16 protein-coding genes are annotated in these 21,839 nt (G+C 67.9%); 14 read left to right on the top strand and 2 right to left on the bottom strand.

Annotated features, from left to right (window positions below; translation table 11 throughout):
• The first annotated feature begins 12 nt into the window (after positions 1-12).
• Positions 13-3,597 carry a chromosome segregation protein SMC gene (gene smc / locus FK529_RS13940; RefSeq protein WP_146562195.1) on the top strand — a complete coding sequence of 1,195 codons (3,585 nt, stop codon included), beginning with the start codon at positions 13-15 and terminating at the stop codon, positions 3,595-3,597.
• Between the two features lie 302 nt (positions 3,598-3,899).
• The gene (locus FK529_RS13935) at positions 3,900-4,649 is read left to right on the top strand and encodes a hypothetical protein (RefSeq protein WP_146562193.1); all 750 of its coding nucleotides are present in this window, start codon (positions 3,900-3,902) and stop codon (positions 4,647-4,649) included.
• A 257-nt stretch (positions 4,650-4,906) separates the two neighbouring features.
• On the opposite strand, the gene FK529_RS13930 is transcribed toward FK529_RS13935, so the two are convergent.
• Positions 4,907-5,338, bottom strand: coding sequence for a (deoxy)nucleoside triphosphate pyrophosphohydrolase (locus FK529_RS13930; RefSeq protein ID WP_146562191.1), 432 nt, complete (start codon positions 5,336-5,338; stop codon positions 4,907-4,909).
• A gap of 59 nt (positions 5,339-5,397) precedes the next feature.
• On the opposite strand from FK529_RS13930, the gene FK529_RS13925 reads away from it, so the two are divergent.
• From FK529_RS13925 to FK529_RS13910, 4 genes are all read left to right on the top strand, one after another.
• The gene (locus tag FK529_RS13925) at positions 5,398-8,481 is read left to right on the top strand and encodes a DEAD/DEAH box helicase (RefSeq protein ID WP_146562189.1); all 3,084 of its coding nucleotides are present in this window, start codon (positions 5,398-5,400) and stop codon (positions 8,479-8,481) included.
• 165 nt (positions 8,482-8,646) lie between these two features.
• Positions 8,647-10,089, top strand: a complete 1,443-nt coding sequence (gene gnd / locus FK529_RS13920; protein WP_146562187.1) for an NADP-dependent phosphogluconate dehydrogenase — start codon at positions 8,647-8,649, stop codon at positions 10,087-10,089.
• 140 nt (positions 10,090-10,229) lie between these two features.
• On the top strand, positions 10,230-10,607 hold the full coding sequence (locus FK529_RS13915) for a hypothetical protein (protein WP_146562185.1): 378 nt from the start codon (positions 10,230-10,232) through the stop codon (positions 10,605-10,607).
• On the top strand, positions 10,607-11,191 hold the full coding sequence (locus FK529_RS13910; RefSeq protein WP_146562183.1) for a DUF3558 family protein: 585 nt from the start codon (positions 10,607-10,609) through the stop codon (positions 11,189-11,191). The genes FK529_RS13915 and FK529_RS13910 overlap by 1 nt, the downstream gene beginning before the upstream one ends.
• 4 nt (positions 11,192-11,195) lie before the next feature.
• On the opposite strand, the gene FK529_RS13905 is transcribed toward FK529_RS13910, so the two are convergent.
• A complete protein-coding gene (locus tag FK529_RS13905; RefSeq protein WP_146562181.1) occupies positions 11,196-11,858 on the bottom strand; it encodes a TetR/AcrR family transcriptional regulator in 663 nt (220 codons plus the stop codon).
• A 134-nt stretch (positions 11,859-11,992) separates the two neighbouring features.
• Here FK529_RS13905 and FK529_RS13900 point away from each other — a divergent pair, with 134 nt between their 5' ends.
• The 8 genes from FK529_RS13900 to FK529_RS13865 all read left to right on the top strand — a co-directional run bounded on the left by FK529_RS13900 (position 11,993) and on the right by FK529_RS13865 (position 21,839).
• Positions 11,993-13,537, top strand: coding sequence for an amino acid permease (locus FK529_RS13900; RefSeq protein WP_146562180.1), 1,545 nt, complete (start codon positions 11,993-11,995; stop codon positions 13,535-13,537).
• Between the two features lies 1 nt (position 13,538).
• Complete coding sequence (locus tag FK529_RS13895) at positions 13,539-14,381, top strand: urea amidolyase associated protein UAAP1 (protein ID WP_146562177.1); 843 nt, start codon at positions 13,539-13,541, stop codon at positions 14,379-14,381.
• A gap of 28 nt (positions 14,382-14,409) precedes the next feature.
• Positions 14,410-15,009: an urea amidolyase associated protein UAAP2 gene (locus tag FK529_RS13890; RefSeq protein ID WP_146562175.1), complete on the top strand. Its 600-nt coding sequence runs from the start codon at positions 14,410-14,412 to the stop codon at positions 15,007-15,009.
• The gene (locus tag FK529_RS13885) at positions 15,006-16,997 is read left to right on the top strand and encodes a 5-oxoprolinase/urea amidolyase family protein (RefSeq protein ID WP_146562173.1); all 1,992 of its coding nucleotides are present in this window, start codon (positions 15,006-15,008) and stop codon (positions 16,995-16,997) included. Before FK529_RS13890 ends, FK529_RS13885 begins: the two co-directional genes overlap by 4 nt.
• Complete coding sequence (gene atzF / locus FK529_RS13880) at positions 16,994-18,640, top strand: allophanate hydrolase (protein WP_146562169.1); 1,647 nt, start codon at positions 16,994-16,996, stop codon at positions 18,638-18,640. Before FK529_RS13885 ends, atzF begins: the two co-directional genes overlap by 4 nt.
• Before the next feature lie 153 nt (positions 18,641-18,793).
• Positions 18,794-19,819, top strand: coding sequence for a Bug family tripartite tricarboxylate transporter substrate binding protein (locus tag FK529_RS13875; RefSeq protein ID WP_205124394.1), 1,026 nt, complete (start codon positions 18,794-18,796; stop codon positions 19,817-19,819).
• Positions 19,816-20,328: a tripartite tricarboxylate transporter TctB family protein gene (locus FK529_RS13870; protein WP_146562165.1), complete on the top strand. Its 513-nt coding sequence runs from the start codon at positions 19,816-19,818 to the stop codon at positions 20,326-20,328. The genes FK529_RS13875 and FK529_RS13870 overlap by 4 nt, the downstream gene beginning before the upstream one ends.
• A 2-nt stretch (positions 20,329-20,330) precedes the next feature.
• Positions 20,331-21,839 carry a tripartite tricarboxylate transporter permease gene (locus FK529_RS13865; RefSeq protein ID WP_146562160.1) on the top strand — a complete coding sequence of 503 codons (1,509 nt, stop codon included), beginning with the start codon at positions 20,331-20,333 and terminating at the stop codon, positions 21,837-21,839.

Here is a 21,839-nt window from a genome sequence, read left to right as displayed (position 1 = left end):
AACTGGCGTTTCGTGTATCTCAAGTCGCTGACACTGAAGGGCTTCAAGTCCTTCGCTTCGGCGACGACTCTGCGCCTCGAACCGGGCATCACCTGTGTCGTCGGGCCCAACGGCTCGGGTAAGTCGAACATCCTCGACGCGCTGCGCTGGGTGATGGGGGAGCAGGGCGCCAAGGGCCTGCGCGGCGGCAAGATGGAGGACGTCATTTTCGCCGGCACCTCCGGCCGCGCACCGCTGGGCCGCGCCGAGGTCACGCTCACCATCGACAACTCCGACGGTGCGCTGCCCATCGACTACTCCGAAGTCTCCATCACGCGCCGCATGTTCCGCGACGGCGCCGGCGAGTACGAGATCAACGGCACCAAGGCGCGCCTCATGGACGTGCAGGAGTTGCTCTCGGACTCCGGCATCGGCCGCGAGATGCACGTCATCGTCGGCCAAGGGCAGCTCGCTGCGATCCTCGAGTCCAAGCCCGAGGAACGTCGCGCCTTCATCGAGGAGGCGGCCGGCGTGCTCAAGCACCGCCGCCGCAAGGAGAAGGCGGTCCGCAAGCTCGACTCGATGCAGGCCAACCTGGCGCGCCTCACCGACCTCACGACGGAGCTGCGCCGCCAGCTCAAGCCGCTGGGGCGGCAGGCCGAGGTGGCCCGTCGCGCGCAGACCATTCAGGCCGACCTTCGTGACGCCCGCCTGCGGCTGGCTGCCGACGACCTGGTGCGGCGGCGCGCCGAGCTGGCCGATCAGAGCGGTAACGAGGCGGCGGTGCGAGCCGAGCAGAATCTCGTGGCGGAGCAGTTGGACGAGGCGAACGCGCTGGTCGCCTCGCACTCCGAGGCCGTTGCTGAGCTCGATCCGGCGGTGAAGGCCGCGGGCGAGGGCTGGTTCTCGCTCTCCGCGCTCGCCGAGCGCGTCTCGTCGACGGAGCGCATCGCCTCCGAGCGTGCTCGCCTGCTCTCCGAGCCCGTCCAGCACGCTCCGGGCCGCGATCCCGACGAGCTGGACGCCGAGGCCGAGCGCGTCGCCGAGGAGGAGGCCGAGCTCATGGAGGCCCTCGAGGAGGCGGCCATGATCCTCGAGGAGGCCACCGAGGAGCTCGCGTCGCGCGAGGAGGCGGCCCGGGACGCCGAGAAGGCGCACATGGCCGCGGTGGCGGCGATCGCGGACCGTCGGGAAGGGCTCGCGCGCCTCGCGGGCCAGGTGGAGACCCTGCGCACCCGGGCGGAGTCCGTGGAGTCCGAGTCCGGCCGGCTGACGGCGGCTATTGCCGAGGCCGTGGAGCGCGCCGAGGCCGCCGAAGCCGAGTTCGAGCAGGTCCAGGGGCAGATCGCCGAGCTCGACTCCTCTGAGGCCTCGCTCGACGAGCACCACGAGCGCAGTTCCGCGGCCCTGCACGCCGCCCAGGCGCGGGTGGAGGAGTTGCGGGCGTCGGAGCGCGAGGCGGAGCAGAAGGTCGCGTCGCTGGTGGCGCGCATCGAGGCGTTGTCGATGAACCTGGACCGGGGCGACGGTGCCGCCTGGGTCGTCGAGCACGTCGACGGGGTGACCGCCGCGGTGGCCTCGCGGCTGTCGATCCGGGCCGGCTACGAGAAGGCCGTGGCGGTGGCGCTGGGCCCGGTGGCGGAGGCCGTCGCGGCGGGCTCTCGGAATCTGGCCGTTTCGGCCATCGACAAGCTGCGGGACGCCGACGGCGGGCGGGCGTCCGTCGTCGTCGAGGGCGTCGCGCCCGGCACCGTGCCCTCGGGCCCCCTGCCCGACGGTGCCGTCTGGGCCGTGTCGTGCGTGGAGGCACCGTCGGAGCTGGAGGGGGCGGTCTCCGCGGCGCTGGCGGGGTACGTGCTCGTGCGCTCCGTGCCGGAGGCGATGGACGTGGTCGCCGAGCGGCCCGAGCTGCGGGCCGTCACGTCCGACGGTGACGTGATCTCCCACGGGGTGTTGACCGGCGGTTCCGCGGCGCGGCAGTCGACGCTGGAGGTGCAGAAGTCGATCGACGCGGCCGAGGCGACGCTGGGGGAAACCCGGCGATCGGTGGAGTCGATCTCCGCTGCCTTGGCCGGAGCGGTCGCGGAGGCGGAGTCGCGACGCGAGGTGACGGAGTCGGCGCTGGCGGCGCTGCACGAGTCGGATGCGCAGCTCGGTGCGATCTACGAGCAGTTGGCCCGGCTCGGGCAGGCGGCGCGAAGCGCCCGCGACGAGGCCGAGCGCCTGGTGGCGCAGCGTACGCGGATCGAATCGTCGCGCGACGAGACTCGCGCCGCGCTGGTGGAGCACGAGGAGCGCCTGCGGCTTGCCGAATCGTTGCCCGAGGACTCGGTGTCCGTGGGGACCGACGAGCGAGACGCTGCCGCGGCCGCCCTGGCTGCGGCGCGGTCGGTGGAGATGGAGGCCCGGCTCGCGCGCCGGACCGCCGAGGAGCGTGCGGCCGGTGTGCGGGGCAAGGCCGAGGGGCTTCGACGGGCCGCCGCTGCCGAGCGGGCCGCACGGGAGCGTGCGGAGGCAGCGGCTGCGGCGCGGCTGGCTGCCGCCGCGGTGGCTTCGTCGGTGGCGGAGGGCGCCGCACTGGTGTCCTCGCGACTGGGGCGCGCGGTGACGCGTGCCGCCGCGCATCGTGACGCGCTGGAGGCATCACGTGCCCAGCGCGCCGGCGCGCTGGATGTGGCGCGACAGGAATCGACCGCGCTCGCTGCTCGGCTGGCGCAGCTGACGGATGCTGTGCACCGCGACGAGGTGGCGCGCGCGCAGGCGGCGCTGCGGATCGAGCAGCTCGAGGAGCAGGTGGTGGCGTCGTTCGCGATGTCGCCGGACGATCTGGTGGCCGAGTACGGGCCGGACGTTCCGCTGCCTCCGTCGGCTTTGGAGTTGGAGGAGTACGAGGCTGCGCGGGAGCGCGGCGAGACGGTGGTGAAGCCCCAGGGCCTGCCGTTCGACCGGGCGGTGCAGGAGCGACGTTTGAAGCTCGCGGAGAAGGACCTCGCGACGCTGGGGCGGGTGAACCCGCTGGCGCTGGAGGAGTTCGCGGCGTTGGAGGAGCGCTACAACTTCCTCTCCACGCAGCTCGAGGACGTGAAGTCGGCCCGGGAGGACCTGCTGAGCGTGGTCGAGGAGGTGGACGCCAAGATCCTGCAGGTGTTCACCGAGGCCTGGGTGGACGTGGAGCGCGAATTCGTCGAGGTGTTCAAGACCCTGTTCCCCGGCGGCGAGGGACGCCTGATCCTGACGGAGCCTTCGGACATGCTCACCACCGGCATCGACGTCGAGGCCCGGCCGCCGGGCAAGAAGGTCAAGCGCCTGTCCCTGCTGTCCGGCGGCGAGAAGTCCCTGACCGCCGTGGCGATGCTGGTCGCCATCTTCCGTGCGCGGCCGTCTCCGTTCTACGTGATGGACGAGGTCGAGGCGGCTTTGGACGACACCAACCTGCGTCGACTGATCTCGCTGTTCGAGCAGCTGCGCGACAAGTCGCAGCTCATCGTCATCACGCACCAGAAGCCGACGATGGAGGTAGCCGACGCGCTCTACGGCGTGTCGATGCGCGGCGACGGCATCACCCAAGTCATCTCCCAGCGGATTCGTGGGCAGGAGCTGGGCGCACTGCCAGTATAGGCGAATGGCGCGCGGCGATGCCGTCGCGTCTGGCGGTCCTTCTCAAAGTTGTGGATAACGAGTTCCCTCCAAGTCAGCCGACCCAAACTCGCAGCTGAGTGACGCGATGATGGATAACAATGGCCCAGCCTGATGAAGGGCTGCTCGTCGCCAATCAGGCCGCACCTGTGCACGTTTGAAGATTGCGCTGTATGCGAAAAAAGTCGACTGAGACGGAGTCATCCCGAGCGTTCGAACCAATAGGCGGCCCTGATCGAGTCATCATCGAACGATGAGATTGGATCGATGGTATCGTTCGCACTGTGGATGCGAGCAATGACGAAGGTGGACCTGACAACGCTGACGAAAGCATCAAGCCGAAAGTTTTTGGTTGGCTAAGAAAGCCAATGGGAGCTTTTGTTGCAGTCATGATTGGAGCGCTCGTGGCATATTCATCGACTGCCTACACCAACTCAAACGAGACTAGACTCAAGGCCTACTCGGAGTTCTACGCTTCATTTACCTCAGCGAAGTCCGCGGCAGCGTTCGTGACAGCCGACAGTAAGTTCGTCGACCCGTATCGAGTTGCCGAGACATGGAACTCGGCAGCCGCCGATAAGCTTCACGGTGCGACGTTGTTGTTGACTGAGAAGTGGCGAGCTATTGAGCTCTTCGGATCCAGTGGAAGCGCAGACAAGATCGCACACGAACTCTGGATATACATTGCGCACATCGACAATTCATCGCAGAATGTATCGTTCTATGTTGGACGCAAGATTCCACCACAAACACAGGAAGCGCTTAACAAGCCGTATGACCAAAAATCGCCTGAAGAGAGGGTTTTAGCTGAATCGCACTACTCACTGCTGGAGAATCTCAAGATTGTTTCTACTGGGTCCAGGGTAGTTGGCGAGTGCGGGCTAGACGATGAATCCTCAGTCTGCATATCTGACGCCGCCGGTAATCTAGAAAAACGGCCTAATCGCGAGCTGGCGAAAGTGGAGTCGGCGTATGCGAGTGAGGCGCGCGAGCAGGTGCGTTCGCGGGATTGGATTGGACGCCTGCTAAATTGATATGCTTGGGTCGACAAGAGAACGATAATTGGATACGCGAGGCTGTCCCCGGCATGTGATCACTTGTTTTCGCATAGTCGGTCGCGCTGCGCCCCGAACATCCTCGTGATGGCGATAGGCGGGCTGCTTGATGCTTCGAGCATGACGAGGTCGACCGGCACCTCTCGATGTACGCGAGCAACATCCACGACGCGAAATACTTCGCAGCTCACCGCCGTTCGCGGTATCCAGGTCCACAGGCACCTTGCCCGGCGGGGCTAAGCAGTCCAGGCCGAAATGAGTTCTTGGATAGTTTCGATCGCGCCTGCATCTGAGGGCAACCATGTGATGGATCCCAGATCGCTGGGAGCTATCCAGCACAACTTGTCGTGGGAGTCGCCTGACACGAGCTCGCCATACGCGACGGCAGCGAAGTACAGCCTCATCTCGTAATTCTCGGAGATCGGCCATGCGCCCGATATGTGGGGCAGTTCGGGACCGACAGAGATAGTCGCACCCAGCTCCTCGTGGATCTCGCGGACGAGGGCAGCCTCCGGTGTCTCTCCTTCTTCGGTCTTGCCGCCGGGGAACTCCCAGAGGCCGGCGAGCGCCGCTGGGCCTGTGCGCCGCGCTGCGAAAACCCTCGTTGGCTGTTCCAGGTCGTCCACGATGATCGCACCAACGACTAGCCGCGGAGCGTCAGAGTGCATGACGGCGATTCTGGCACCTTTGCCCGTTCTTGTCAGACGGAGGTGCCAGACTGACGGCCATGGAAGAGGGGATCTACGAGTCGCTCCACACAGCGGACCTTCGGGATCGGATCAAAGCGACGGGCTTGCAGAGTGATATGCGAGCCGTCGAGAAGGCCGACCAGCCTCACGTCCTCGCGCGCCACGTGGCGGGCATCGTGGAGCGAGCGGTCGCGGGGCAGAGGGACGAGGCGGAGCGGATCAAGCTCGCAAACAGTTTGCTGGCTGTGGCAGGCGATCTGGACAGCCCGATCCTCGATCCGGCCACCCAGCTTGAGCGTCTGTACCAACCGCCTGCCCCCGGCGTTGTCGACCGGACTTCAACTCGGCCCGAGACCCCGCTCTCCGAGGTTGCCCTGTTGACGAACAGCGGCAGGGGGGAGCCTTCGATCGGGCACGAACTGAAAGCTGAGATTGCCTCTGCTGACCGTGTCGATCTGCTGTGCGCGTTCATTAAGTGGAGCGGGGTCAGGCTACTCGAGACCGAGCTGCAGGCGCTCGCCGACGCCGGCAAACCGTTCCGCGTGATTACGACGACGTACCTCGGATCTACTGAGCGCAAGACCCTGGATCGACTGGCGAAGCAGTACGGCGCTGAGGTGCGAGTGCAGTACGACGCTTTGCGTACGCGACTGCACGCGAAGGCGTGGATGTTCCATCGCGACTCTGGATTCGACACCGCCTACATTGGCTCCTCAAACCTCTCCAACGTCGCCTTGATTGACGGCGTCGAGTGGAACGTGCGCTTGTCGACGGTCGCGACTCCCAGTCTCCTGAACAAGTTCCGCGCGACGTTCGAGACCTATTGGAGCGAAGACCCCGGATTCGAGGAGTACATCCCTGATCGCGACGGCGAGCGGCTCGATCGCGCTCTTCGCGAGGCCGCCGGCCTCACTTCCTCGGGCAACGTCACGATCAACGTGTCTGGCTTGGAGGTCCGGCCGTATCCCTACCAGCAGACGATGCTGGACGAGTTGCAGGCCGAGCGCGAAGTACACGACAGACATCGGAACCTCGTGGTGGCAGCGACGGGAACCGGAAAGACCGTCCTCGCGGCACTGGACTACAGACGTCTGATTCCGGCGGGTGGCAAGCGTCCGCGCCTGTTGTTTGTGGCGCACACTCGCGAAATTCTGGTTCAGGCACAGCGCACGTTCCGCGAGGTCCTCGCGGACGGAGCGTTCGGCGAGCTCTTCGTCAACGGCCAGCGGCCGCAGCGGTGGGAGCACGTGTTCGCGAGCGTTCAATCTCTGAAGGAGGATACCCTCGACACGCTCGGAGCTGATCACTTCGACGTAATCGTGGTCGACGAGTTTCACCACGGAGCGGCGCCGACCTACCGACGACTGGTCGACCACTTCGCACCCCGGGAGCTGGTCGGCCTGACTGCGACCCCGGAGCGCGCCGACGGACTCGATGTGCGCGAGTACTTCGGGGGCCGTATCGCTACTGAGCTTCGCCTCTGGGATGCACTCGGAGCCGAGCTTCTGTGCCCCTTCCACTACTTTGGCATCGCTGACGGTACGGACCTGACCGCGATCGCGTGGAAGGCCGGAAAGTACGACCAGACCGCACTCGGGCAGCTGTACACCGGCAACGACGCCCGCGTGCGGATGGTCCTGAAGGCAATCCAGGACAAGCTGGCTGATCCGGCTCAGATGCGTGCGCTGGGCTTCTGCGTTTCCATCGAGCATGCCCAGTACATGGCCGACAAGTTCACTGAGGCAGGCATCCCGTCCGTGATGGTGTCAGGGAAGACTGGTGACGATGCGCGGAGGCAGGCGCTGTCCGACCTGCGTGATCGCCGCATTAACACGATCTTCTCCGTCGACGTCTTCAACGAAGGGCTCGACATCAAGGAGGTCGACACCGTCCTTATGCTCCGCCCGACCGAGAGTGCGACGATCTTCCTTCAGCAGCTCGGCCGTGGACTGCGTAGGACACCTGACAAGTCTGTTCTCACGGTTCTCGACTTCGTGGGGCACCAGCGCGAGGAGTTCCGGTGGGACAAGCGCCTCCGGGCTCTAACCGGTACTCCTCGCGGCAAACTGGTAAAGGAAATAGAGAACGACTTTCCGTACCTGCCGTCGGGCTGTCGCATCGAGCTCGATCGCCAGACGCAGGCGTTTGTCCTCGAGAACGTGAAGCGCCAGCTCAACTTGCGCCGACCGCAGCTCGTTGCTGAGGTGCGGTCAGCGAGCGAGGGGACTCTCAAGGGCTTCCTCGAGAGGACCGGGATCGACCTCCCATCGGTGATCCGTGGTGATCGCTCATGGACAAGTCTCCGCCGCGAGGCGGGCATCGATCTGGCTTTTCCGCCAGGGCCACGCGAGTCGGAGGTGCTCAGAAGAAATCATCTCTTCGCTCACATCGACGACGAGATTCGGGTAGAGGGATACAAGCGGATCCTTTTGGAGGATACGCGACTCGAGAATATGTCCGAGACGGACCGAATCCTTGCATCGATGCTGTTTTTCTCGATCTGGCCGGATGGAGGAAAGCCGATGTTCGAAAGCATCGATGAAGGGCTGGATGCTCTGCGGCGCGAGACGGTCGCAGTCGGCGAGCTTATTGAAATCATGGAGCTCGGGTTCGGGCGTACCCGCAGACAGACATATTCCCTCTGGGGAGGCCGCGGGGGTTTTCCCTTGCGAATCCACGCCCGATACTCGCGAGAAGAGATCCTCGCTGGTCTCGATCACGCTTCTCTGAAAGCAGTGCCCGCCACATTCCGGGAAGGTGTCAAGTACGTTGCGTCGCGAAACATTGATGCCCTGTTCGTGACCCTCGTGAAGACGGAGGGCTCGTTCTCGCCTACGACGATGTACCGCGACTACCCGATCAGTCGAACTGAATTTCACTGGGAGTCTCAGTCAATGACCTCAGAGTCCTCTGAGACTGGACAACGGTACATTCTCGGCGACAGCTACGTGCTGTTGTTCGTCCGTGTTGCAAAGAACGGTGAGTTTGGGACGTCTCCCTACGAGTTCCTAGGACCGGCGGAGTACGTCGGTCACTCCGGTGAGCGGCCGATGGCGATCACTTGGCAACTAGAACATCCGATGGCTGCTGACTTCTTTGGCGTCGCGACGGCGGCACTGTGATCGTGGGCTCACGACGTTAGGAGTGACTGACAAACCTCGACGCGATTCCGGGCGCATGCGTCGATACGCAACTTCTGAGTGGGTGAGGTGGGGGCACCGTCGGGCATGGGGACGTAACGTAGGGGCCGAGTGTGAACCACCACGAGGAAGAGGGACGAACGAGCGATGAGCAGCAACGACGCCAAGGCGAACATCGGAGTGGTGGGGATGGCGGTGATGGGCTCGAACCTGGCCCGCAACCTGGCGTCCCGTGAGGGCAACACCGTCGCGATCTACAACCGCTCGCCGGAGAAGACGCACGAGGTCGTCAAGAACCACCCCGAGGCGAACTTCGTTGCTAGCGACACCATCGACGAGTTCGTTGCCAGCCTCGCGAAGCCGCGCACCGCGATCATCATGGTCCAGGCTGGCGCGGGCACGGACGCGGTGATCGAGCAGCTCAAGGAGCGGTTCGAGCCGGGCGACATCATCGTCGACGGCGGCAACGCGAACTTCCACGACACCATCGAGCGCGAGGCGAAGATCGCCCCGTCGGGCATCCACTTCGTCGGCGCCGGCATCTCCGGCGGCGAGGAGGGCGCACTCAAGGGACCGTCGATCATGCCCGGCGGCACGGCGGAGTCCTACGAGACCCTCGGCCCGATCCTCGCGTCGATCGCCGCGGTCGCCGAGGGGGAGCCGTGCGTGACCCACGTCGGCACCGACGGCGCCGGGCACTTCGTCAAAATGATCCACAACGGCATCGAGTACGCCGATATGGAGCTCATCGGCGAGGCCTACGACCTGCTGCGCAACGTCGCCGGCTACACGCCAGCCCAGATCTCGGGCCTGTTCGCCACGTGGAACGAGGGGCCGCTCAACAGCTACCTCATCGAGATCACCATCGACATCCTCAAGCACGTCGACGCGGAGACGGGCAAGCCCTTCGTCGACATCGTCACCGATCAGGCGGGCAGCAAGGGCACCGGCGTCTGGACCGTGCAGACCGCCCTCGACCTGGGCGTGCCGGTCGGCGGCGTCGCCGAGGCCGTCTTCGCCCGTGCCGTCTCGTCCAAGCGCAACCAGCGTGACGCGGTCCGCGCGCTCGGCATCGAGCGCCCCACGGCGCCGCGGGTCGACGATTCCTTCGTCGACGACGTCGCCAAGGCCCTCTACGCCTCCAAGATCGTCGCCTACGCCCAGGGCTTCGACGCGATCATCGCCGGTGCGGAGAAGTACGGCTGGAACATCGACAAGGGCGCCGTCGCCAAGATCTGGCGCGGAGGCTGCATCATCCGGGCACAGTTCCTCAACGTCCTCGCCGACGCCTACGCGGAGAACCCGAACCTCAACACCCTCCTCGAGGCACCGTACTTCGCGCAGGCCATCCGCGACGGCGAGGACGCCTGGCGCCGCGTCGTCATCACCGCCACCCAGGCCGCAGTCCCGATTCCGGGCTTCGCGACGGCGCTGAGCTACTTCGACTCCCTCAACGTCGACCGCCTACCTGCCGCGCTCGTCCAGGGCCAGCGCGACTTCTTCGGCGCGCACACCTACAAGCGCGTCGACAAGCCCGGCACCTTCCACACGCTGTGGTCGGGCGACCGCAGCGAGGTCCAGACGGACTGAGCAGCACGGGGGAAGGGGGCGCGGCCGCATCGGCCGCGCCCCCTTCCTCGTTCGGTGGACGAGGTGGGAACCGATCGACGAGCTGGTGCGTCCAATTCATGAGGGCGAGTGCTCGCCCGCCGGCGACGATCGGAGGAATCGTGGGTTACCCCGACGCGGACAGGATTCGCGACGAGGCGCGGCAGCGCATCGCCGACCGTCCGAACATGGTGCTCGACGGTGACCCGATCGTGGAGTTGGCCCTTGCCCACGAGAGACATGCGTCGCGGTTGGTGGAAGTCATCGATACGCTTCGCGAGGTCGGGCGAACCAATTACCTTGGCGACACGGTGGAGGGGCGAGGGGCGACCTACAACATCGGAGTTGCTGTACATGACCACGAGCATTCGGTAGTTCGGAACTACCTCCGCGAGGCCGATGAAGCGCGGACCATCGCGACAGCGTTGAGGCAGATTTCCAAGGACATTGGCGACACCGAGTTGGAGAACGCCGAGGGAATCGGCATGGTGCGCTTGTAATGAGGGCTTGGCTCGGAGGTGTGGCTCTCGCGTTGCTGCTGTCCGGATGTGCGATGTCAGTTGGGGGGCACGCTGTCCCCGAGCCCTCGAGCGTTCGTGTGGCGAACGCGCGACCATTGCCATTCACTCCCCAGTACGAGGGGCGTACTAATGAGCGAAACGACGGAACGAGCTTCGAGCCCTGTACCGCGTATACGGAGGGCGAAATGCGCGCGTTGGGTGCCGATCCACGCACCCTCAAAGACGTGATGGTCTCTGTCTCGCCGAACTATCGCGGGTGCCGGTGGCGATCGGCAGACGGCGTTGCGTCGTTCAGTCAAACTCTCGGCAACGAGCAGTCTCTCGACGTGTACAAGGCGAAGCAGAGCCGCCGTCCGTGGCGACCCGATCGCATGATCAAGGGACGCCGAGTGATAGTGACTACCGAGGGCAGCGACGGATGCTTTGCGTCGTTCATGTCTGAGAAGGCGATTGTCCATTCCGCCTACTCAGTAGCTGTCTTAGGCAAGCCGTCGCCGGGCCTCGTGACTGAATGCAACAAGGCGATCGAGTGGGCGACGTTGGCGATCTCGAAAGCGCCGTGACCAGCTACGCCAACACCCGCTGAATCGCCCGGCAGATCGCGTCCACCACGTCGCCACCGCCGCCACCAGCGCCGACGGCACTGCCGCCACCTGCGCCGACGGCCCCGTCGGACCGCAGGCCGATCACGGACTCCACCAGCCGGAACGGCAGGAGCACGCGCGGGTCGCCGTTGTCGCCAATAACAGCAGCGGCCAGGGAACGGTAGTGCGAGGCCAGCTCCGCCCGGTCGGCGCGGAACTCGGCGAACTCGTCGGCCGCGAGCTCGGGCAGGTGATAGAGAGCCCCGAGGTTGTACTGCGCCGCCAGCAGCTGCCCGGCGTCGGACCGGGCCAACGTCAGCAGCCGGTCCAGCGGCGCACCGTCGGCCGACACCACGGAGCGCGCGACCGCGAGCGGCGCCTGCACCGTCGCCTCCAGAAGCACGGTCAGGATCTCGCCCTTGGTGGGGAAGTAGTGGTACAGCGACGCCTGCCGGATGCCCACGGCCTCGGCGATCTGCCGCGTCGAGGTCGCCGCGTACCCGCGCTGGGTGAACAGCTCCGCCGCGGCGTCCAGGATCTCGTCGACGGTCGTCGCTCCGGGGCGACGAGGATCGTTCACTCGCGGGCGACCGCGCCTACCTGCGGTTTCCGTGCCACCGCTCGCCTCGCCGTCCGCCTCCGTCACAGTGGCCAGGCTACCTGCCACGAAACATGTTCGTAGCGCCGGTTTTCCTGTTCCTTACAGCGGGGCAATCCGGGTGACCCCGGAGAAGAGTTTTCTATCAACTGACAGATAGAGCTCCTACCGGGAAGCCGCCCATGACTACCACCCAACCCCGACACCATGATTCGGATGATCTGGCTCAGCTCGGCTACCAGCCGCAGCTGCGCCGCTCGCTCGGGACGTTCGCGTCGTTCGCCGCCGGGTTCTCGTTCGTGTCCATTCTCACCACCATCTTCCAGCTGTTCGGCCTGGGCTACTCGCTCGGCGGGGCCGCCTTCTTCTGGACCTGGCCGCTCGTCTACTTCGGTCAGTTCCTCGTGGCACTGTGCTTCGCCGAGATGGCCGCCCGCTACCCGATCTCCGGCGCGATCTACCAGTGGTCGCGGCGCCTCGGCGGCGAGGTGGTCGGCTGGTTCGGCGGCTGGTTCATGATCCTGGCGCAGATCGTCACCGCCGCTGCGGCCGCGATCGCGCTGCAGGTGGTGCTGCCCACCGTGTGGTCGGGTTTCCAGATCATCGGCGACGATCCGTCCCTCACCAGTTCCAGTGGCGCGGCCAACGCCGTCCTCCTCGGCACGGTCCTGCTGATCGTCACCACCACGATCAACTGCATCGGCGTGCACTGGATGAGCCGCATCAACGCCATCGGCGTCACGTGCGAGATCGTCGGCGTGGTCGCCGTCATCGGCGCCCTCGCGATGCACGCACAGCGCGGACCCCAGGTCGTCTTCGACACCTCCCACGTCACCTCCACGGGCACGGGCGGCTACCTCGGCGCGTTCATCGTCTCCGGCCTCATGGCCGCGTACGTCATGGTCGGCTTCGGCTCGGCGGGCGAGCTCGCCGAGGAGACCGTCAACCCCCGCCGCGTCGCGCCGCGCACCATCCGATTCGCCCTCACCGCCTCGGCGGTCGGCGGCGGCCTCATGCTGATCACCGCGCTCATGGCAGCGCCGACGCTGGGGGAGGAGCTCGCCGCCGGCGGCCTGCCCTACGTGCTCCAGTCGGTCCTCGGCTCGTTCTGGGGCAAGGTCCTGCTGGTCGACGTGGCCGTGGCCGTCTTCATCTGCACGCTCGCCATCCAGACCGCGTGCAGCCGGCTCATCTTCTCCATGGCCCGCGATCACCGGCTCCCGTTCTCGGAGCAGCTCTCCCGCGTCAACCCGCGCACCCAGGCGCCCATCGCGCCGGCCGTGCTCATCGGCGTCCTCTGCGTCGCGGTCCTGCTGGTGAACGTGGGCAACCCGGCGATCTTCGCGACCCTCGCCAGCGTGTGCATCGTGCTCATCTACCTCGCCTACCTGTCGGTGACGGTGCCGATGCTCTACCAGCGGCTGCGCGGATGGCCGCACGGCGCCACCGTGCGCGACTCCGAGGGGAAGCCGGTCTTCACCCTGGGCCGCTGGGGCGTGCCGATCAACGCCGCCGCCGTCCTCTACGGCGGAGCGATGGTGATCAATCTCGCCTGGCCACGCCCCGAGATCTACGACCCCACAGGCCAAGCCCCGCTGCTGCAGTGGGCCGGACCGATCACCATCGCGGTCGTCGTCATCGCGGGCATCGCCTGCTTCCCGCGTCGCCCGCACCCGCGCCCCGTCACCGCCGTCCTCCCGTCCCTCCCCGCCACGAAAGGTATCTGACGTGACCGCCATCGCCGAGACCACCGCCACCACCCAGGGCGCCCGTGAACACGCCCGCGCCCAGGCCGACACCCGCGTCGAAGGCATGCCGACGGTGCCCGCCACCGCCTGGCCCGAGCCGCCCGGGGGCGTGCCCGCCGACGCCCTCACCTGGGCGGAGACCGTCCCCGGCGGCCGCTACACGTCGAAGGTGCTGGCGCGCGGCACCCGAATCCGCCTGACCGACATCGTCGGCACCGCCTGCGCCTCCATCCTCCTCTGGCGCGCCGACGCGCCCTGGGAGCGTCTGACCGTGGCCGACACGGTCAAGGTGCCGTGGCAGGCCTACCTGGGCCCCGGGCACCCGCTGCTCTCCGACCAGGGGCGCGTGCTCGCCACCGTCGTCACCGACGACTCCGGCCACCACGACGCCCTCTGCGGCACCACCACGCTCGCCACGAACACCGCCAAGTACGGCGCGGGGGAGGCGCATTCGGCCAGCCCCGCAGGACGCGAGCTGCTCGTGCTCGCCGCCGCCAAGCACGGCCTCACGCCCACCGACGTCGCCCCGTCCGTCTCGTTCTTCCACGGCGTCACCGTGGGGGCCGACGGTGCCCTCGCCTCCACCGGTAGCGCGGGCCCGGGCAAGGCGGTGGAGCTGGTGCTGCACCTGCCGTGCATCGTCGCCGTCGCGAACACCGCCCACCCGCTCGACCCGTCGCCGACCTTCGACACGGGCCTGCTCGAGGTGCTGGCCTGGCGCGCCGACGACGATCTGGCCGCGCTCGTCGCCGCGACCGACACCGACCCCGAATACCAGCGCGCCGTGGCGAACTCCGAAGACGCCCACCGCGCCGCGCGCTGAACGCCGACCACCGACCGAAGGACCAACCATGATCGCCACCGTCACCCCGCGGGCGCCCTGGTCGGGCATCGTCCCCGCCGGCCACACCCTCACCATGACCGATCTCCACGGCAACCAAGCCGTCGACACCCTCTTCTACGGGGCGCACGACCACACCGTCCGCTACAGCGCCCAGCAGACGATCCTCGGCCAGGGCAGCATCTTCCTCGGCGCTGGAACCGTGATCCGCGACCAGGAGTCGCGCCCGATGATGACCATCATCGACGACGAGGTCGGCCACCACGACACCCTCGGCGGCGCCTGCTCCCAGGAGTCCAACACACTGCGCTACGGCCACCACACCAAGCATCAGCACGCCTGCGTCGAGAACTTCCTCATCGAGGGCAGCCGGCACGGCCTCGGCAAGCGCGACCTGGTAGGGAACGTCAACTTCTACATGTACGTCCCCGTCGACCCCGACGGCACGCTCGGCATCGTCGACGGCCTCTCCGCCCCGGGGAAGAAGCTGGTGCTGCGCGCCGAGATCGACACGCTCGTCCTGATCTCCAACTGCCCGCAGATCAACAACCCCTGCAACGGCTTCGATCCCACCGCCGTCGAACTCGAGATCTCGGAGGCCGCCGCATGAGCACGCTCACCGTCGTCCGCCCCGGCCCGATGACCACCGTGCAGGACTGGCCCGGCCGGGCGGGCTACTGGTCGATCGGGGTGCCGCCGTCCGGACCGATGGACGATCTCTCCTTCCGCCTCGCCAACCTTGCCGTCGGCAACGACGAGGGTGCGGCGGGGTTCGAGTGCACCCTCGGTGGCCTCGCCATCACCGTCGACGAGGCCACCACGGTCGCGGTCGCCGGCGCCCCAGTCATCCTCACTGTCGACGGGACGCCCGTCCCCACCTGGGCACCCGTCGAGCTGCTCCCCGGGCAGCAGCTCGCCGTCGGCGCGACCGGATCGCTCGGCATGCGGGTGTACCTCGCGGTCCGCGGCGGGGTCGTGGTGCCCGACTACCTGGGCAGCGCCGCGACGTTCACGCTGGGGAAGTTCGGCGGCCACGACGGACGGATCCTCGCGGCCGGCGACGAACTGCCCATCGGCACAGACGTCGCCGCCGCCCCGCGTCGCATCCTCGACGACGAGGTGCCCGCGTTCACCAGCCAGTGGCATCTCGCCGTCACCGTGGGACCGCATTCCGCCCCCGAGTACTTCACCGATGCCGATATCGCGACCCTCTACGACACGGCCTACGAGGTGCACTTCAACTCGGATCGCACCGGCGTCCGGCTCATCGGCCCCAAGCCCGAATGGGCGCGTCCCGACGGTGGCGAGGCCGGCCTGCACCCGTCGAACATCCACGACAACGCCTACTCCGTGGGCGCGCTCGACTTCACCGGCGACACCCCGATCCTGCTCGGTCCCGACGGCCCCAGCCTGGGCGGCTTCGTCTGCCCGGTCACGGTGACGACCGCCGACCGCTGGAAGCTGGGGCAGCTCCGGCCCGGCGACTCCGTGCGCTTCGTCCCCGTCCGCGCCTCGGCGGCCGCCTCGCCCGGCGCCATCGGTACGGCACGGCGCGCGAACCTGCCCGTCGTGCTGTCCGCCGGCGGCGACGGCGACGACGGCGTTCTCGCCCGGTCCATGACGGCCGACGCCGAGACCACCATCACCTACCGCCGCTCGGGCGATGACAACATCCTCGTCGAGTACGGCGCCATGACGCTGGACCTGGAGTCGCGGGCCCGCGTCCACGCGCTCGAGCAGCGCCTGCGCGCCGAATCCCCGCGGGGGCTGATCGATCTCACCGCCGGTGTGCGCAGTCTGCAGGTGAAGTTCGACCCGACCGCACTGGGGCAGCCCGCGGCCCTCGACTGGATCCGCGAGGCGGAGTCGCAGCTCCCCGCCGCCGACGACATGATCGTGCCCAGCCGCACCGTCTCCCTCCCGCTGTCCTGGGACGACCCGAGCACCCGCGAAGCGATCGAGCGGTACGTCCTCGGCGTCCGCGGCGACGCCCCGTGGTGCCCTTGGAACATCGAGTTCATCCGGCGGATGAACGGTCTCGGCTCGGTCGAGGACGTGCAGCGGATCGTCTTCGACGCCTCGTACCTCGTACTGGGCCTCGGCGACGTGTACCTCGGTGCGCCCGTGGCCGTCCCGCTCGATCCGCGCCACCGCCTGGTGACCACCAAGTACAACCCCGCCCGCACCTGGACTCCGGAGAACGCCGTCGGCATCGGCGGCGCGTACCTGTGCATCTACGGCATGGAGGGCCCCGGCGGCTACCAGTTCGTCGGCCGCACCACCCAGGTGTGGAACCACCGGCACCCGCACGCCGCCGGGGGCTTCGAACCCGAACACCCCTGGCTGCTGCGGCACTTCGACCGGATCAGCTGGTACCCGGTCAGCACCGAGGAACTCGCGGACCTGCGCGCCGACACGGCCGCCGGCCGTGGCTCGGTGGACATCACAGCCGGGTCCTTCTCCCTGTCCGCGCACCGCGCGTTCCTGGCCCGTGAGGCCGACGACATCGTGCGCGTGCAGTCCGCGATGGAGATCGCCCGCGACGAGGAACGCGGCCGCTGGGCGGCCGCCGGCGAGTTCACCAGGAGAGCAGCATGACCCGCATCGCCGACATCTACCGGCGCATCGAGGCGGATGACCGCCCCGAGGTCTTCCTCGTGCTGCGGCCGGAGGCGGAGGTCACCGCCGAGTACGCCGCATCGCTCGCTGCGGGCGGCCCGCTCGCCGGCGTCGTCCTCGCCGTGAAGGACAACGTCGATGTGGCGGGACTCCCGACCACCGCCGCCTGCCCCGGCTACGCCTATCGCCCCGAGGCCGACGCCGCAGCCGTGGCCGCTCTCCGCGCCGCCGGCGCGGTGGTGATCGGCAAGACCAACCTCGACCAGTTCGCCACCGGCCTCGTCGGCACCCGCAGCCCCTACGGCGCCGTGCGCGACTCCCGTCGCCCCGACCACATCTCCGGCGGGTCGAGCTCCGGCTCCGCCGTCGCCGTGGCCCTCGACTACGCCGACATCGCGATCGGCACCGACACCGCGGGATCGGGCCGCGTGCCCGCCGGGCTGCAGGGCATCGTCGGCATCAAGCCCACGATCGGCGCCGTCAGCACCGACGGGGTCGTGCCCGCATGCGCGTCGTACGACTGCGTCACGGTCTTCGCCCGCGATATCGCCACGGCGAGCCGCGCCATGGCGGTCATGGGCACCACAGGTACCCGCCGGTGGGCCGCCGACACCCCCTTCGCCGCCGCGCCCGACGCGGCGCTGGCGATCCCCGCCGAGCTCCCCGCCCTGCCGGCCGCGTGGCGCGACGCCTTCGACCGTGCCGTCGCCCGCGCCGAAGCGGCCGGGCTGCGGGTCGAAGCCGTCGACATCTCCGAGCTCCTCGCCGCCGCGAAGCTCCTCTACGATGGTGCCCTCGTCGCCGAGCGGTACAGCGCGGTGGGCGATTTCGTGGCAGTGGCGGGCGACGAGGCGGGGCTCGATCCGACGGTGGCTGGCATCGTGCGGGCCGCGGGGGAGCTGCCTGCGCACCGCCTGGCCTCGGATCAGGCGGACCTGCGCGCCATCGCCGTGCGGGCCGCCTCGCTCTTCGAGCGCTTCGCCGGGCTCCTGGTTCCCACCGCGCCGCGGCACCCGACGATCGCCGACGTGGCCGCCGACCCGGTGGGGGTGAACGCGGAGCTGGGGACCTACACCAACTTCTGCAACCTCCTCGACCTCTGCGGCGTCGCCGTCCCGGCCGGGAACACCGCCGACGGCGCGCAGTTCGGGGTCACGGTGCTGGCTCCGGCCGGTCACGACGGGGTCGCGCTCGACCTCGCCGCTCGGATCGCCGGTGCGCCGCCCGCGGAGCCGTGGAACCTCGGCCTCGCCGGCGCGCTCGACCTCGCGGTGTTCGGCGCGCACCTGCGCGGTCAACCGCTCGAGCACGAGCTGACCTCGCTCGGGGCCCACTGGGCGGGGGAGATCCGGACCGCCGACGACTACCGGCTGGTCGAGCTGGCGACGACGCCGCCCAAGCCGGGCTTGGTCCACGACGGCGCACGAGGGCGCGCTATCCGCGGTGAACTCTGGCGACTCGCACCGGCGGCGCTGGGACTGTTCCTCACCCGCCTGCCGGCCCCCATGACCCTGGGCTCGGTGGTACTCGACGACGGCCGCAGCGTGGTCGGCTTCAGCTGCCAGGCCTCCGCACTGAGCGATGCTCGCGACCTCGCCGTGGACCACTGGCTCGACCGCTGATCGGAAACACCTGAGCGGCAGTCGGTTCGCCGGATCCGACCTTCCGCGCATTTTGCGCGTTCTGCTCTTTACTAAAAATTTGCGTTTCGATCAGGGGACGTTTGTCCGGCGATAATCTGGCGACCTCATCAGCTCCACGAGGAGGTCAGGGTCGTGACAGGTAGCTCGGGCGAACACGAGAAGGCGAAAGCGCCACCGCGACAACGGAAAGTGGTCGCGCTCGCGATCTACGCGATCATCGTCGTCGCGGTCGTCTCCACCGCGGTCTCCTACTCGTTCCAACGTGGTGGGCTCTCGGCCGACATTCGGAACAAGGCCACGCTGATCGCGCCGGCCGGGGCAGGTGGCGGCTGGGACCTCGTCATGCGAGAGGCGCAGGCGATCATGCGAGAGCAGAAGATCGCCACCAACATCCAGGTCGTCAACGTGCCGGGCGCCGCCGGCACCATCGGACTGTCCCGGCTGCACTCGATGCCCGGCCGCGCGGATGTCGTCATGGTCGGCGGCACCGGCCTCGTCGCCGGTGTCCAGCAGACGAAGTCCGCCGTGACGATGACCGACGTGACCCCCATCGCGCGGATCTTCGAGGAGTACGACGTTCTCGCCGTCCCCGCGAACTCCCCGTACACGTCCGTCGACGAGCTCGTCGCCGCGTGGCGGAGCAATCCGCACTCGGTCCCGTTCACCGGCGGCGGCAGTTTCGACCAGCTGGTCATGGCCCAGTTCGCCAAGGCCGCCGGGATCGACCCGCGCAACACCACTTACATCCCGAAAGCCGGCGGCGGCGAGGTCGCCCAGGCCCTGGTCACGGGCACAGCGAAGGCCGCCTTCTCGGGATACGCCGACCTCATCGACCAGATCCAGTCCGGCCGCCTCAGGGGCCTCGCTATGGCGGCCAAGGAGCCCCTCGACGGCGTGGACTTCCCGACGCTGCGCGAGCTCGGCTACGACGTGACGCTGGCGAACTGGCGTGCGCTGTTCGGCCCGCCCGACATCTCCGCGGCCGACGTGAAGAACATCCGCGACGTCTTCGACGAGGTCATGCGCACGCCGGACTGGGCCGAGGCCGAGCGCATCAACAAGTGGACCCCGGCCTGGCTCGAGGGCCCCGAACTCACCACCTTCATCGCCGACGAGGACCGCGTCATCGCCGGCCTGTACCAGGAGCTGGGCAAATGACCGCACACACGGAAGAAGCGGCCGCCGCGGCCCCGGGCACGGGGACCGGACGCGGTGCGCTCATCGTCCCCGCGATCCTCGCGATCGCCAGCACTCTGGTGGTGATCGGCAACCTCACCATGGACGTGCAGTCCGACGACAGTCCCGGCCCGACCTTCTTCCCGTGGCTGCTGGCCATCGCGGGATACGCGCTGGCCGCTGCGCTCACCGTGCACTTCGTCCGGAACCCGGATGAGCTGGCGCGCTCGGAGAAGAGGTTCCGCACGTACACCGATTGGGTCGCCGCGGGCTGGCTCATCGGCGGCCTGGTGGCCTTCGCGGTGCTCCTCGACGTGCTCGGGTGGATCCTCGCCGCCGCACTTTTGTTCTGGTGCGCGACGCGGGCATTCAACAGCACGCGGCCGCTCTTCGACGCCTCGCTCGGGCTCCTGCTCTCCAGCGTCGTCTTCCTGATCTTCGGCGTTGTACTGGATGTCCCGCTCCCGTCCGGAATCCTGGGAGGGCTGTGACCATGGACCAGTTCGGACTCCTGCTCGACGGGTTCTCCGGCGCCCTGTCGCCCGAAAACCTCCTGTGGGTCGTCATCGGTTGCCTCATCGGCACCGCCGTGGGCGTGCTGCCCGGCCTCGGTTCCTCGATGGCGGTGGCGCTCCTGCTGCCGATGACCTTCGCGCTCAACCCGACCGCGGCCTTCATCCTGTTCGCCGGCGTCTACTTCGGCGGCCTCTTCGGCGACTCGACGATGGCCATCCTGATGAACACCCCCGGCCAGGCGTCAGCGATCGCCTCGACCTTCGAGGGGCATCAGATGGCGAAGAACGGCAAGGCGCCCCAAGCGCTGGCGATCGCCGCGATCGGCGCCTTCATCGGCGGCATGATCGCCTCGGTGCTCGTGGTCTTCCTCGCGCCGTTCATGGCGGAACTGTCCACCCAGTTCGGCCCGGCCGAGTACTTCGCGCTCGCGCTGCTGGCTTTCGGCGCGATCTCCTCGGTCGTCTCCGAATCGGTGGTCAAGGGCCTGTCCTCGCTGGTGATGGGCCTGATGTTCGCGACCGTCGGCATCGACGAGATCTCCGGCACCGAGCGCTTCACCTTCGGCTCGGCGAACCTCTTCGACGGGATCTCGCTGGTGATCGTCGCCGTCGGCATGCTGGCCCTCGGCGAGATCCTCATCGTCGCCTCGCGGATACGTCGCGATCCCGCCCCGAAGGCGATCGGCGCCAAGGCGGGCCGCGCCTGGCTCTCCAAGGCGGAGTTCAAGGAGGCGCTCCCGGCGTGGGGCCGTGGCACGGCGATCGGCCTGCCCTTCGGCGTCATCCCCGTCGGCGGCTCGGAGGTCCCCACCTTCCTCGCCTACGACGTCGAACGACGCCTCGACCGCCGCCGGAAGTTCCCCCTATTCGGCAAGGGTGCGCCCCGCGGCCTCGCGGCCCCGGAGGCGGCGGGTAACTCCACCACCGGCATGGCGATGGGCGCCCTGCTCTCGCTGGGCCTCCCGGTCTCGGCGACCGCCGCGATCATGCTCGCCGCGTTCCGGCAGTACGGCCTCCAGCCGGGACCGCTGCTGTTCGACAACTCACCGGACCTCGTGTGGGCGCTGCTCGCCAGCTTCTTCATCGCGATGGTGGTGCTGCTCATCATCAACCTGCCCTTCGCGCAGCTGTGGGCGAAGCTGTTGCTGATCCCGGCGCCGTACCTGTACGGCAGTATCGTGATGTTCTGTGGCCTCGGCATCTACGCGACCTCGCCGACGACCTTCGACCTGCTGCTCTTCCTCGCGATCGGCCTGCTGGCGTTCGTCTTCAAGCGCTACGACATCCCGATCGCGCCTCTGCTCATCGGCATGGTGCTTGGGCCGCTCGCCGAGACCAGCCTGCGGGACGCCCTGCTCTCCTCCGACGGCGACTACTCCGTCTTCGTCTCCTCGCCGATCTCGATCACCCTCTACGGCCTGCTGATCGCCGTGCTCCTCATCAAGGCACGCCAGGTCGTCACCGCCCGTACCGGAAAGGACATCTGA

It is taken from the genome of Tsukamurella asaccharolytica (assembly GCF_007858435.1).
GTDB classification, from domain to species: domain Bacteria; phylum Actinomycetota; class Actinomycetes; order Mycobacteriales; family Mycobacteriaceae; genus Tsukamurella; species Tsukamurella asaccharolytica.
The sequence above is the reverse complement of the archived record's forward strand: the minus strand, read 5'-3'. Positions and strand labels throughout refer to the sequence as shown.

Bases quoted from the DNA above. Each gene is read 5' to 3' on its own strand.
- FK529_RS13885 (WP_146562173.1), top strand. From the start codon at position 15,006: ATGAGCACGCTCACCGTCGTCCGCCCCGGCCCGATGACCACCGTGCAG.
- FK529_RS13865 (WP_146562160.1), top strand. From the start codon at position 20,331: ATGGACCAGTTCGGACTCCTGCTCGACGGGTTCTCCGGCGCCCTGTCG.
- FK529_RS13925 (WP_146562189.1), top strand. From the start codon at position 5,398: ATGGAAGAGGGGATCTACGAGTCGCTCCACACAGCGGACCTTCGGGAT.
- FK529_RS13900 (WP_146562180.1), top strand. From the start codon at position 11,993: ATGACTACCACCCAACCCCGACACCATGATTCGGATGATCTGGCTCAG.
- FK529_RS13890 (WP_146562175.1), top strand. From the start codon at position 14,410: ATGATCGCCACCGTCACCCCGCGGGCGCCCTGGTCGGGCATCGTCCCC.
- FK529_RS13870 (WP_146562165.1), top strand. From the start codon at position 19,816: ATGACCGCACACACGGAAGAAGCGGCCGCCGCGGCCCCGGGCACGGGG.
- FK529_RS13910 (WP_146562183.1), top strand. From the start codon at position 10,607: ATGAGGGCTTGGCTCGGAGGTGTGGCTCTCGCGTTGCTGCTGTCCGGA.
- FK529_RS13930 (WP_146562191.1), bottom strand. From the start codon at position 5,338: ATGCACTCTGACGCTCCGCGGCTAGTCGTTGGTGCGATCATCGTGGAC.
- gnd (WP_146562187.1), top strand. From the start codon at position 8,647: ATGAGCAGCAACGACGCCAAGGCGAACATCGGAGTGGTGGGGATGGCG.
- atzF (WP_146562169.1), top strand. From the start codon at position 16,994: ATGACCCGCATCGCCGACATCTACCGGCGCATCGAGGCGGATGACCGC.